We start from the raw sequence: 12692 nt of genomic DNA on the forward strand, positions 1-12692 counted from the left end.
CGAGCACCGCCAGCGTCACGGTGAACAGCGGGTTGATGAAGTAGCCCAGGGCGGTGTCGACGATGTGGTCGTTCACCACTCCCCAGACATAGACCAGCCAGTTGATCGTCACCAGGACGCCGGCCCCCATCAGCCCGGCCAGCAGCCGTCGATTGCGCAGCACCGCCCGGAACTCCGGCAGGGCACGAACGACCACCACGCCGAGCAGGCAGAAGACGAACGACCACAGCACCCGGTGCCCGATGATCTCGACCGGTCCGGCCGGGTCGAGCTGCTTGAAGTAGAGCGGGAAAGCGCCCCACAACAGGTAGGCGGTGACAGCGAGCAGCGCGCCACGGGTGTCCGTGGCCCGCGCCGGCGTGCTGGTCTCCGCCACGGCTGCCGTATCCCTCCTGGCCCGACCGGGAAGTGGGCCGCGAGCAGCCTAGTCCGGTGGTGGCGGTGGTCGGCGCCGTGTTCAGACCGGGTGACGACTCCGGTCCTGCCGCCCGGTCCTGCCGCGCCGCCCGGTCCTGCCGTCGGGTCCTGCTGCCCGTCCGCCCCGTTCCGTCCTGCCCGTCCCGTGCCGTCCTGCCCGCCCCGTCCCGCCCCAGCTGTCGCCCACGTTGCGCGCCTTAGGTCACGTTGCGCGTGGTGGAACAGGCGCAACGTGACCCAGGACGCGCAATGTCGGGCCGGTTCGGGGTGGAGTGGCGGCACCCGGCCTGGGCGGATGGACCCACCCGGGGCGGTGGTGGAGGGGCGCCGCCTGGCGTGGGGGACGGACGGGCGCCACCTGGTGCGGTGGTGGAGGGGAGCCGCCTGGTGCGGTGGACGGATGAGCGTCACCCGGTTCGGTGTGGGCGGGCGGCGCCTGGTTCGGTGACGGCCCGGCGCTACACCTCGGCGGCGGCGATCAGTGCCTCCAGCTTGGCGTAGCCGTCGTTGACGCCCTCTTCCATGCCGCTGGCCAGCCACGCGTCGCGTCCCTCGAAGGAGTCGACCAGCGACGTGCCGTGCAGCCGGGTGATGCCGTTGCCGAGATCCTCGAACCAGACGGTTTCCAGCGAGACGCTGTCCGGCATGCCCTCCCAGGTGAAGGTCTGCACGATCTTGTCGTCGGTGATCTCGTGGAAGCTGCCGTAGAAGCTGTACTCGGCGCCGTCCTCGAGGTTGGTGAACCGCCAGCTGCCGCCGCGGTGGGCGTCCCAGTAGTCGATCCGGGTGGTGAGCCGGTGCGGCCCCACCCAGCGGGCGTACAGCTCGGGATCGGTGTGGGCCTTCATCAGCTGCGCCGGGGTTGCCCGGAAGTCGCGGGTGATGTGGATGGCCGGGACGTTGGGGTCTGCCGCGATCTGGGCTTGGATGAAGTCGGTCATGAGGCCATGCCTTCCTGGGTTGCGTTGAGGTCGGCCAGGACGGCGTCCAGTCGCGAGTACCGCTCCTCGGCCTGCCGTCGGTAGCGCTCGATCCAGGCGGTCATCAGGTCGAAGACCTGCGCCTCCAGATGCACCGGGCGCTTCTGCGCCTGCCGGGTCTTGGTCACCAGACCTGCGTCCTGGAGCACCTTGAGGTGCTTGGACACCGCCTGGACGCTGATGTCGTACGGCGCGGCCAGCTCGCCGACCGTGGCGTCGCCGACCGTGAGTCGCGCGACCAGGTCACGCCGGGTCGGATCGGCCAGGGCCGAGAACACCTTGGAGAGCTGATCGTCCATCGCCATTCTTCAACTGATTGGTTGAATACAAGATAGGAGGGCCTGTTCCAACTTGTCAACCAACTGGTTGAATAGCGGGTTTCGCTCAGCGCCCGCTTCGGGCCCGGGTGTCGGGTCCTGCTGGTTGTGCGCGGCGGTCTCTGTCGCAATTCCGCGGTTCGATGGCTTTGGGAGCGCTCACGAGTACTCGGGGATACATCGAGCCGCAGTATCCCGACAGCCACCCCGTAGCCGGCGGTGGATCGAAGCCATGCACACGCCCGTGTCACGACCACTACGCCGGCGGGGTGCCCGGGATCGGGGCCGTGCTGCAGGGATGCCGGTGGTTCGGGTCTGGTCGGGGGGAGCGATGACAGACTGTGGCCATGCCGACTGCTTCGTTCCTGAGCGCCCTGACCGGCCTGTTCGCCCAGCCAGCCGCGGAGAACCCCACCGTGGCGATGGTCGAGGCCGCTTACCGCGACCTCGGGCTGGACGCCCGCTGCCTCACCTGCGAGGTGCCGCCAGCCTCGCTCGGCGACGCGGTGCGCGGCGCCCGGGCGATGGGGTGGCTGGGGTTCAACTGCTCGTTGCCACACAAGGTGGCGGTGATCGAGCACCTCGACGAGGTGGCCGAGTCGGCTCGGCTGATCGGTGCGGTGAACTGCGTGGCGATCCGGGACGGGCGGCTGGTCGGTGAGAACACCGACGGTCAGAGGTTCCTGGCTGCGGTGCAACAGGTGATGGATGTCCACGGCGCCCGGGTGACACTGCTCGGCGCCGGCGGAGCCGCCCGGGCGATCGCGATCGAGTTGGGCCTGGCTGGAGCCGCCGGGATCACCATTGTGAACCGCGGCGAGGAGCGCGGACGGGCGCTGGCCGGCGACGTCGGCACGGTGACCCCCGCCGCGGCGTCCTACCTGCCCTGGCGGGGACCGCTTGCCGCCCCTGCGGGTACGGACATCCTGGTGAATGCGACCTCGATCGGGCTGTTCCCCGACCCGGCGGTGCCCGCCGTCGACTTCGACACTGTGGCGGCTGAGACCTTGGTCGCCGATGTCATCCCGAACCCGCCGCGCACCGGCTTCCTCGCCCAGGCCGCCGCCCGCGGCTGCCACACCCTCGACGGGCTCGGCATGCTGGTCAACCAGGGGGTCATCGGGATCCGGCACTGGACCGGCCGGGAGGCCAACCCGGACGTGATGTACGCCGCGCTGGCGGAGGTGCTGCGATGAGCCGCGGGACAGTGTTGGCCGGAGCCCGGGTGCTGATCACCGGCGGGACCCGCGGGATCGGGCGGCTGATGGCCGCCGGTGCCGTCCAGCGGGGCGCAGTGGTGACGATCTGGGCGCGGGACGCCAAGCTCGGTGGGCAGGTGGCGGTCGACCTCGGCGTCCGCTTCCTGCCGGTGGACGTCACAGACCCCGGCCAGGTCGCCGGCGCCGCTGCGCAGACCGGCGCGGTGGACGTGCTGGTGAACAACGCCGGGGTGATCACCGGCAAACCCTTCCTCGACCTCACCGAGGATGACATCCGGCGCACCTATGAGGTGAACGTGCTGGCGCAGTACCGGGTGACGCAGGCCCTGTTACCCGGCATGCTGCAGCGCCGCCGCGGGCATGTGGTGACCATTGCCAGCGCGTCCGGGTTGATCGGCAGCACCCGGATGACCGATTACTCCGGCAGCAAGCACGCCATGGTGGGCTTCACCGAGGCGTTGCGCGCCGAACTGCGACAGCAGGGATCGCCGGTGAACACGCTGCTGGTCTGTCCGTTCTACATCGACACCGGGATGTTCGCCGGCGCGCGGACGGCGGTGCCCTGGCTGCTGCCGATCCTGTCCGAACAGACCGTCGCCACCAAGGTGCTGGACGCCGTCGAGCGGGGCAGTCGACGTCTGCTGCTGCCCCCGGCGCTCTACACCCTGCCGCTGCTGCGGCTGTTGCCGGTGGGGGTGGCCGACGCCGTGATTGATCTGCTGGGTGTGAACCACACCATGGACGACTTCACGGGACGACAGCACTGAAGAGACACAACCCAGCCGCCGAATCCGGTTCCATGTGCCAGGTCGAGGGAAGATACCCCTCGGGTGGTGGTTTGGAACCGGTTTTGGCTCTGCTCCTCCGGGTCCTTCAGCCCAGGAAGTCGATCAGGAGGCGGTTGTAGGCCTCCGGATTCTCCAGTGGCGGGTGCGGGCCGGCGGCGATCAGCTCCAGCCGGGCGTCCGGCAGCTTCTCGGCCAGCAGCCTGGCGGACGGTAGTCCGGCGGTGTCCGACTGGCCGGCGATGATCAGCGTGGGCGCCCCGATCTCGCCCAGCCGGGAGGAGAAGTCAGCCTCGGCCATCACGTCGAGCGCGCGGGCCAGGTCGGCCCGGGTGAGGCCGGTCTGCTCCAGCGCACGTGACGGCATCACCCGGATCGCGGTCTTCTGCAGGGTGAGCGCGAGCCTGCCAGGCAGCACCACCGCGCCGGAGAGCACCAGCCGTCCGATCCGCTCGGGGTAGTCAACGGCCGCCTGCAGCGCGACCATGGCGCCCAACTGGTGGGCCACCAGCTGGGCAGAGGCATAGCCGGAGCGGTCGAGCACGCCCACCACCTCGGCGGCAGCGGTCTTCAGTGACAGCTCGTAGCGCTTGCCCGGGCGCAGCCCCGCGATCCACGGCGCCACCGCCCGGCGCTCGGCGCCCAGCGCCTCGACCTGGGACTGCCACATGGTCGGCAGCATGCCCGCGCCGTGCAGCAGCACGACCGGCGGAGGCGGCAGGGTCGACGGGTTCTGGCCGGTGGGCAGATCGCTCATGCTCAGACCTTCGCCACCTGGAACCACAGGCCGAGTTCGGCGTCACCGAACCAGCCCTTCGCCGGCTCCCCGCGGGCGACCTCGACCGCCAGCACCTCGTCGGCGATCAGCCCGGCATGGGCCTCGATCGCCTCGGCGACGGCCATCCCGTTCGCGGTGTCCTCGGGTGACCAGGTCAGCGTGATCCGGTCGGACACGTCGAATCCGGACGACTTGCGGGCGTCCTGCACCAGCCGGACCACCTCCCGTGCCAGCCCGGCGCGCACCAGGTCGGGGGTGAGTTCAAGATCGAGGGCCACCGTCTCGCCCTGCTCGTTGACCACCGACCAGCCTTCGCGCGGGCGCTCGGAGATGATCACGTCGTCGGGGCCGAGCTCGACGCTGCCCAGGTCGGGCACCTCGATGGTGGCCGAGCCGGTGGACGCGAGCGCCGCGGCCAGCGCTGCAGCGTCCGCAGCGGCGATCGCCGCCGCCACGATCGGGGTCTGCTTGCCGAACCGCTTGCCCAGTGCCCGGAAGTTGCCCTTGGCAACGTGGTCGACCAGGTCGCCGGCAGAGGCGAACGAGCCCAGCTCGACCACATTCAGCTCGGCCTTGATCTCGGCCTTCAACTCGTCGTCCAGGCTGGCGAAGGCCGCGGACGGCACCAGCGCCCGGGACAGCGGCTGGCGGGTCTTCAGTTTCGCCTCGGCGCGCGCCGAGCGCCCCAGTTCGACGATCCGGCGGGTGAGCGCCATGGCCCGGTTGAGCGCCGGGTCGATGACTTCCTCGTCCGCGACCGGCCAGTCGGCCAGGTGCACCGAGGCCGGCGCGCCCGGAACGGCGGGGGCGATCAGGTCCTGCCAGACCCGTTCAGTGATGAACGGCACCAGCGGCGCCATCAGCCGGGTGACCACCTCAAGGGTCTCGTGCAGCGTCCACAAGGCGGACGGCTCGCCGTCCCAGAACCGCCGACGGGAGCGCCGCACGTACCAGTTCGACAGGTCGTCGACGAAGGCCGAGAGCAGTGCCCCCGCCTTCTGGGTGTCGAAGCCGTCCAGGGCGGCAGTGACGTCGAGCACCAGCTGATTGGTCGCCGAGACCAGCCACCGATCGAGTACCTGCCGCGCGGCAACCGGCGGCGCGCCATTGCCGGATGGTTCCGTGATCGGCTCCGAACCCCGGACCGGGGAACCGTCCCCTGGCCCGTTGGCGGACGGGGACCAGTCGTTGGCGCGGGCGTAGAGGGCTTGGAAACAGACCGTGTTCCAGTAGGTCATCAGCACTTTGCGGACGGTCTCCTGGATGGTGCCGTGGCCCACCCGGCGAGCCGACCAGGGCGAACCCCCGGCGGCCATGAACCAGCGAACGGCGTCCGCCCCGTGCTTGTCCATCAGCGGGATCGGCTCCAGGATGTTGCCCAGATGCTTGCTCATCTTGCGGCCGTCCTCGGCCAGGATGTGGCCCAGGCAGAGCACATTGCGGTAGGAGGACTGGTCGAAGACCAGCGTCCCGACCGCCATCAGCGAGTAGAACCAGCCGCGGGTCTGGTCGATCGCCTCGCAGATGAAGTCGGCCGGGTAGGCGGCTTCGAAGGCCTCCTTCGAGCCGGGCGCCCAGGGGTAGCCCCACTGCCCGAACGGCATCGAGCCGGAGTCGAACCAGGCGTCGATCACCTCCGGCACGCGGTGGCTGGGCTTGCCGCAGGTCGGGCAGCCGAAGGTGACGTCGTCCACGAAGGGACGGTGCGGATCGAGCGCGGACAGATCCTGACCGGTGAGTTCCGACAGTTCGGCGCGGGAGCCGACGCAGACCTGGTGGTCGTCCTCGCACCGCCAAATCGGCAGCGGGGTGCCCCAGTAGCGGGAGCGGGAGAGCGCCCAGTCGATGTTGTTGTTCAGCCAATCACCGTAGCGTCCCCACTTGATGTTCTCGGGGTACCAGTTCGTACCCTCATTCTCGCGCAGCAGGGCGTCCTTGATCGCGGTGGTGCGGATGTACCAGGACGGTTGTGCGTAGTAGATCAGCGAGGTGTGGCAGCGCCAGCAGTGCGGGTAGGAGTGGGCGTAGTCGAGCTTGCGGAACAGCAGCCCGCGGGCGCGCAGGTCGTCCACCAGGGCCGGGTCGGCACTCTTGAAGAACTGTCCGCCGACCAGCGGAACGTCGTCGGCGAAGTGGCCGTTGGGACGGATCGGGTTGACGAACGGCAGCCCGTAGGCGCGGCAGACCGCCATGTCGTCCTCGCCGAAGGCAGGTGCCTGGTGAACCAGGCCGGTGCCGTCCTCGGTGGTGACGTAGTCGGCCAGAACGACGTAATGTGCCTCGTTTCGCTGGTTCAGATCTTCCTTGGCCTCGGGAGAACGCTGTGCGCTCTCCGCTCGGCCGGCGTCGGTATGGGTGCCACCGACCGCGTCCGGGAACTCGACCAACTCGAACGGACGCTGGTACCTCCAGAGCTCCATCTCCTTGCCGGTGAAGGTCTGGCCGAGCAACCAGCCTTCGCCGAGCACCTTCTCGGCCAGCGGCTCGGCGATCACCAGCGTCTCGCCCTCGGGCACGTCCTCGGTCGCCACCACGTAGGTGACGTCGGGGTGGACGGCGACCGCGGTGTTCGAGACCAGCGTCCAGGGCGTGGTTGTCCATACCAGCAGGGACGCCTTGCCGGCCAGTGGGCCGGAGGTCAGTGGGAACCGGACGTAGACGCTGGGGTCGACGACGTCCTCATAGCCCTGGGCGAGCTCGTGGTCGGACAGGGTGGTGCCACAGCGCGGGCAGTACGGGGCGACCCGGTAGTCCTCCACCAGCAGTCCCTTGGTGTGGATCTGCTTCAGCGCCCACCAGGCCGACTCCACGAAGGACGGATCCATCGTCCAGTAGGCCTGGTCGAGGTTCACCCAGTAGCCCATCCGCTCGGTGAGCTCGGTGAAGGCGTCGACGTGGCGGGAGACCGACTCGCGGCAGCGGGCGTTGAATGCCTCGACCCCGTAGGCCTCGATGTCGGGCTTGCCGTTGAAGCCCAGCTCCTTCTCGACCGCGAGTTCGACCGGCAGGCCGTGGCAGTCCCAGCCGGCCTTGCGGTCGACCCGGTAGCCCTGCATGGTCTTGAACCGGGGGAAGACGTCCTTGAACACCCGGGCCTCGATGTGGTGGGTGCCGGGCATGCCGTTGGCGGTTGGCGGGCCCTCGTAGAAGGTCCAGGGCCTGCCGCCGGAGGTCTTGGCCAGGGTGGCGGAGAAGGTGTCGTTGGTCTTCCAGAAGTCCAGGATCTCGTGCTCCATGGCGGGCAGGTCGATCGCTGCCGGCACCGCGTTGTACGTCGCAGTGTGGTCGCGCGGGCTGGTCTCGGGTTGGGCGGTCATCTGGTTTTCCTTCGTCGTGCGCTGACGAAGGGACGAGCCGGAGCCCGCGGTACCACCCTTCTTGGACGTCCGGCACCCTGTGAGACCCCGGACCCCGGACTTGCTCCGGACCGGGATGACAGGGATCCTGACGCCCCACTTCGTTGTTCGCCGCAGCCGGTTCTAGTGAGCGCTGGTGCGCCGTTCTTCCGGCAGCTCCGGGGTGATGGCCCCATCCATGCCGTGCGGACGATGGTCCAGTGTAGCGGCAGGGCTGGCTGGCCGGTGCGGGTGGGTTTGCGGACGGCGTATCGGGGAGAGCGCCTGGTGCGGGGTGCGGTGCAGCGAGCGCCTGGTGCGGGGTGCGGTCCGGCGAGCGACTGGTGTGGGGTGCGGTCCGGCGAGCGACCCTAGTGTGGGGTGCGGTCTGGCGAGCGGCTTGGTGTGGGGTGCCGCTCGGCAGAGCCGACCTGGCGCGGGGTGCCGTCCGTCCGGCCGCGGAGGTGGGAGACTGAGGGGATCAAGGAGGATCCATGCCTGAGCTGTGGCAACCGATCTGGGGCATCCTGCTGGCCGTCGGTCTTTCGCTCGTCATCGGCGTCGAGCGCGAGTTCTGGGCCAAGGCCGCCGGGATGCGCACCTACACGCTGGTGGGGATGGGCTCGGCAGTGTTCACGGTGGTCTCCAAGTACGGCTTCCAGGACATCGTCACCAGCGACTTCTCGCGGTTCGACGGCTCCCGGATTGCTGCCCAGGTGGTGACCGGTATCGGCTTCCTGGGCGCGGGGCTGATCTTCGTCCGGCGGGACGCCGTCCGCGGGCTGACGACAGCCGCGGGGGTCTGGTTCGTGGCGGCCGTGGGCATGGCCGCCGGCGCCGGGCTGTACCTGATCGCCGCGATGGTGACCGTGCTCTATCTGCTGGTCATGGTGGGCATCCGTCCGCTGTCGGCCCGGATGCCGCATGCCAAGGCGACCGACTGCGTCTTCACGCTGCGCTACCTGGACGGACGGGGCGTCCTGCGCGACATCATGCAGGCAGTCAGCAATGTCGGCCTGAAGGTGGTCGACATGCAGGTGGTCGGCGCCGTGCCCGGTGAGGACGGCGAGCGGCTGCAGGAGATCCGCCTGGAGGTGTCCGGTTCGGCGAACTCGATCCTCAACCTCGACGACGACCTGCGTGACCTTGCCGGGGTGGCATCAGTCGCCGCCGGTTCTCACCGGCTGATTCACATCACCGACGACTGAACCGCGGCCTGACGGTCACCGACGACTGAGCCGCGGCCTGACGGGCCGCCGCGGCTCACGCGATCGGTCGACCTGACCGAGATCACCTCGGCGGGCGCATGGACGGAGTCCAGCCAGCCAGGCGCAGGTGGGCGCGACCGGACGTGGACGCTGCACGCGTCGGGTTTTCCTGGCGAGTCGTGAAGGACGCCACCCAGGGTTGCGAAGACTCAGTACCCCTCAGACGGCCGGCGCGGCTCGGACTCGGCCTCCTGGTCGGGGGTGAGCCAGTCCGCCAGTCGGGGCGGTAGTTGCTCCGATTCGGTGTCGTCCCCAGCCGAGTCCGGAACCGGGCTTGACGCGGCTTCGGACGCAGGGCTGCCGGCCGGATCTAGGGAAGGGGACGGGGGCGACTCCGGCGTCGCCGGCGTCCACGGAGTCGGGCTGGCGGGCGAAGGCCCGGTCGGCGGCGTCGCCGGTGGCGTCGCCGGGGGCGTCGCCGGGGGCGGGACGACGGGCGCGCCAAAGGTTGGTGGTGACCCAGGGGTCTGGGGTGATGGCGGTCCCGGGTTGGGGGCGCCCGGGCCGGGTGGCTCGGTGCCGGCGCCAGGGTCGTATTCCATGCCGTTCGGGCGCCCGCCGAGCAGGACCGTCCGACGGGTCAGGTAGTCGTCCACATCCAACTCCGAGCGGGCGAACCGCTCGTCCAGAATGCGCAGCGCCTCGAACGGCGGACGCGGACCCCGGTGGTGCCATCCCCGGCCGCTCTTGCCGTGGCCACCCGGGGAGTGTGGATCGTCGGGTGTGTAGCCAAAGACGCCCCAGTTCTTTGCGTTGCCTCCAGAGCCGGGGCGGTCGCGGCGTTTCAGCAGCGAGACCAGCAGGAAGACCAGTCCGCCGATCACTGCCAGCACGAAGACGAGGTGGAGCAGGCCGGCGAACAGCCCGAACAGCGGATTGAAGCTTGGCAGGTGGTGCATGGATCCTCCAGAGCCTGGTGGTCTGCTGCCCGATCATGGCCCGGGGAAGGGGCCGTGAACGAGCCTGCATCCATCATGCTCCCGCCGGGCAAGTGCTGTCCCCGGAACGTGGGGGTCAGGCCGCGAGCAGGCACCGTCCCGGAACTGGGTGTCGCGAGCGGCTCCGTCCCTGCAACTGGACGTCAGGCCGCGAGCAGGCGCTCGATGAGGTGCGCGACACCGTCCTGATCGTTGGTGGCGGTGGTGTGGTCGGCCGCTTCCAGGGCGGCGGGGACGGCGTTCGCCATGGCGACCCCGATGCCGGCCCAGGCCAGCATTTCGATGTCATTGCCGGCGTCCCCGACCGCCATCACATTCTCCGGCAGCAGGCCGAGGTGCTCGCACAACTGGGCGACGCCACTGGCCTTGGTGACCCCCGGCCCCTCGATCTCCAGGAAGGGCGCTCCTGAGGTGCAGGCATGGAAGCCGGTGAGCCCGGAGGTCAGCAGCGCCTCGAGCATCGTCTCCTCGCTCACCCAAGGGTGCCGGACGGCCATCTTCAGCAGCGGCTCGGCGATCACCTCGGCGCGGGATCGCCGCAGGTAGTTGAGCGGGAAGTGGGCGTGCTCGTAGTCGGTGACCAGGTCGAAGTAGCCCGGCTCGACGACGTGCACGGTGCCGTGCTCGCGGACCACCTCGAACCGTGCCTCGGGAAAGGTGGTGGAGAGGAAGCCGACGATCTCGGCGGCGGTCTGCGGCGGCATCAGATCCTCGAACAGGATCTCGCCGGTGGACAGCCGCAGCCCGATCGCCCCGTTGCTGGCGACCGCGTAGTCGATGCCGGTCGGGGCGAGCAGGATGGGCAGCGAGGTCGGGTAGCGTCCGGTGGCCACCACCACCTGGATGCCGGCGGCATGGGCGCGCCCGATCGCGTCGACGGTGCGTGGGCTGATCGTCTTGTCGGGACGCAGCAGGGTGCCGTCCAGGTCGGTGGCGATCAGTTTGATGGCGGACGTGGGGACGACGGCGGTCACGCGCGGCTGTCCTCGGTCAGGCGCCGGCGTCCCTGGAACGCCCGGCCGAGGGTGACCTCGTCGGCGTACTCGAGGTCGCCGCCGACCGGCAGGCCGGACGCCAACCGGGACACCGTGACTCCCATCGGCACCAGCAACCGCGAGATGTAGGTGGCGGTGGCCTCGCCCTCCAGGTTCGGATCGGTGGCCAGGATCACCTCCTGCACGGTGCCGTCGGCCAGTCGCAGGCAGAGCTCACGGATCCGCAGGTCGCCGGGGCCGACGTTGTCGATCGGCGAGATCGCGCCGCCCAGCACGTGGTAGAGCCCGCGGAACTCGTGGGTGCGTTCAATCGCTGCCACGTCCTTCGGCTCCTCCACGACACAGATGGAGGTGCGATCGCGGCGCGGATCGCGGCAGACCCGGCAGGTCTGTTCAGCAGAGATGTTGAAGCAGACGTCGCAGAACCGGACCTTCTCGGTAACCTCGCGCAGTGCCTGCGCGAGCCGTTCGACATCGGCCTTGTCGGTGGTGAGGATGTGGAACGCGATTCGCTGGGCGCCCTTCGGCCCGATGCCGGGCAGCCGGCCGAGCTCATCGATCAGCTCCTGGATGGGGCCTTCGTACACATTCCTCCTCTGCCCGCCGGCCGGGCTCTGTGCGTCCCGGCGAGGTCAAGCACCGCGTTGTTGGCGAGTTGGCCATCGCCGACCGCCCGGGACTGGACAGCCCGTTGCCGTCCCGATTCTCCCATCCCGTCGCCGGGATGGGATGTTATTGCCCCAGACCCGGGATGCCGGTGTCGGGCAGCGGTGGCATGGTGGCCTGGGCGACCGCCATGGCGCGGGTGTTGGCGTCCCGGACGGCGGCGACCACCAGATCGGCCAGGGTCTCGGTGTCGTCGGGATCGACGACCTCCGGGTTGATCGCGAGGCTGACGAGTTCGCCAGTCCCGCTCACGGTCGCCTCGACGAGCCCGCCGCCGGACGAGCCGGTGATGCGGGAGTTGGCCAGCTCGGCCTGGGCGCGCTCGAGCTGATCCTGCAGGGCCTGTGCCTGGGCCATCAGCCCCTCGAGATCGAGGCTGCCTGGATCGAACATGCTGGTCTCCTTCGGTTGCGGCAAGCCTACCGGTGGGCTGCGACAGTCCGGGTGGGCCGGTGAGCGCGGCTACTCGTCCTCGGCAATCAACTCCGCGCCGAGGTGGCGGCGCAGCAGGTCGTCGCCGGAACTCTCGTCGTCCACGGTGTCGTCGTCACGGCTGGGTTCGGCCGGTGGCTCGTCCGGTGTGACCGGCGAGGTGTGGACGTGCAGGTTGTCGCGGGCCGACTGGGCTGCCGCCGAGCGCTCCGACGGCGGCTCGGGGGACGGTGCTGCCTGACTGGCCGGCCGGCTGGCGGGTGGGGTGGCCCCGGCGTCCACGATCGGATCGACATGCAGCGCCACGCCGACCACGTGCTGCAATGCGGCGCGCAGCAGGTCGGCGTGGGTGCCACGGACGAAGTTCTCCCGGGCCCCCTGGTTGGACAGCCCGAGGGTGAGCACGCCGTCGCGTACCTCGACCACCTGGGCGTTCTGGCTGAGCAGGATCCAGGTCACCCGGCGGCGCTGCTTCACGTCTTCCAGGACGTCGGGCCAGAGCCGGCGCAGATCGGCGGTGCCGAAGCCGCCGGGCGCAGGTGCCGCGCTCCCGGTTGGGGC

At 69.9% G+C, this 12692-nt stretch carries 12 protein-coding genes and 1 pseudogene; 3 read left to right on the forward strand and 10 right to left on the reverse strand.

Annotated elements, in window-relative coordinates; translation table 11 throughout:
* The 3 genes from VB080_RS12975 to VB080_RS12985 all read right to left on the reverse strand — a co-directional run.
* Positions 1-376, reverse strand: a 376-nt coding sequence (locus VB080_RS12975; protein ID WP_323418874.1) for an EamA family transporter, incomplete at its 3' end; no start/stop codon positions are given.
* Positions 377-875: 499 nt separating this feature from the next.
* Positions 876-1358, reverse strand: a complete 483-nt coding sequence (locus VB080_RS12980; RefSeq protein WP_323418875.1) for an SRPBCC family protein — start codon at positions 1356-1358, stop codon at positions 876-878.
* Positions 1355-1696 carry a metalloregulator ArsR/SmtB family transcription factor gene (locus VB080_RS12985; protein WP_323418876.1) on the reverse strand — a complete coding sequence of 114 codons (342 nt, stop codon included), beginning with the start codon at positions 1694-1696 and terminating at the stop codon, positions 1355-1357. Before VB080_RS12985 ends, VB080_RS12980 begins: the two co-directional genes overlap by 4 nt.
* Positions 1697-2061: 365 nt before the next feature.
* On the opposite strand from VB080_RS12985, the gene VB080_RS12990 reads away from it, so the two are divergent.
* Both VB080_RS12990 and VB080_RS12995 read left to right on the forward strand, forming a co-directional pair.
* Positions 2062-2910 carry a shikimate dehydrogenase gene (locus VB080_RS12990; protein ID WP_323418877.1) on the forward strand — a complete coding sequence of 283 codons (849 nt, stop codon included), beginning with the start codon at positions 2062-2064 and terminating at the stop codon, positions 2908-2910.
* Positions 2907-3701: an SDR family oxidoreductase gene (locus VB080_RS12995; RefSeq protein WP_323418878.1), complete on the forward strand. Its 795-nt coding sequence runs from the start codon at positions 2907-2909 to the stop codon at positions 3699-3701. The genes VB080_RS12990 and VB080_RS12995 overlap by 4 nt, the downstream gene beginning before the upstream one ends.
* 106 nt (positions 3702-3807) lie before the next feature.
* Here VB080_RS12995 and VB080_RS13000 read toward each other — a convergent pair whose 3' ends face one another.
* Together VB080_RS13000 and ileS are read right to left on the reverse strand one after the other, a co-directional pair.
* Entirely contained in the window at positions 3808-4476 is a 669-nt protein-coding gene (locus VB080_RS13000) for an alpha/beta hydrolase (protein WP_323418879.1), read from the reverse strand.
* A 2-nt stretch (positions 4477-4478) separates the two neighbouring features.
* Positions 4479-7814: an isoleucine--tRNA ligase gene (gene ileS / locus VB080_RS13005; RefSeq protein WP_323418880.1), complete on the reverse strand. Its 3336-nt coding sequence runs from the start codon at positions 7812-7814 to the stop codon at positions 4479-4481.
* A 512-nt stretch (positions 7815-8326) separates the two neighbouring features.
* On the opposite strand from ileS, the gene VB080_RS13010 reads away from it, so the two are divergent.
* Positions 8327-9040 (forward strand): MgtC/SapB family protein, encoded by a 714-nt coding sequence (locus VB080_RS13010; RefSeq protein WP_323418881.1) that lies wholly within the window; start codon positions 8327-8329, stop codon positions 9038-9040.
* 209 nt (positions 9041-9249) lie between these two features.
* On the opposite strand, the gene VB080_RS13015 is transcribed toward VB080_RS13010, so the two are convergent.
* The 5 genes and pseudogenes from VB080_RS13015 to VB080_RS13035 form a co-directional block, all read right to left on the reverse strand.
* Positions 9250-9999: a hypothetical protein gene (locus VB080_RS13015; RefSeq protein WP_323418882.1), complete on the reverse strand. Its 750-nt coding sequence runs from the start codon at positions 9997-9999 to the stop codon at positions 9250-9252.
* A 182-nt stretch (positions 10000-10181) separates the two neighbouring features.
* Complete coding sequence (locus VB080_RS13020) at positions 10182-11012, reverse strand: Cof-type HAD-IIB family hydrolase (protein ID WP_323418883.1); 831 nt, start codon at positions 11010-11012, stop codon at positions 10182-10184.
* Entirely contained in the window at positions 11009-11620 is a 612-nt protein-coding gene (gene recR, locus VB080_RS13025) for a recombination mediator RecR (protein ID WP_323418884.1), read from the reverse strand. The genes VB080_RS13020 and recR overlap by 4 nt, the downstream gene beginning before the upstream one ends.
* A 145-nt stretch (positions 11621-11765) precedes the next feature.
* Positions 11766-12092, reverse strand: a complete 327-nt coding sequence (locus VB080_RS13030; RefSeq protein WP_323418885.1) for a YbaB/EbfC family nucleoid-associated protein — start codon at positions 12090-12092, stop codon at positions 11766-11768.
* A 69-nt stretch (positions 12093-12161) separates the two neighbouring features.
* Positions 12162-12692 (reverse strand): annotated as a pseudogene (locus tag VB080_RS13035) (DNA polymerase III subunit gamma and tau); the annotation flags it as partial.

It is taken from the genome of Propionicimonas sp., from assembly GCF_034927565.1.
Taxonomy (GTDB): Bacteria; Actinomycetota; Actinomycetes; order Propionibacteriales; family Propionibacteriaceae; genus Propionicimonas.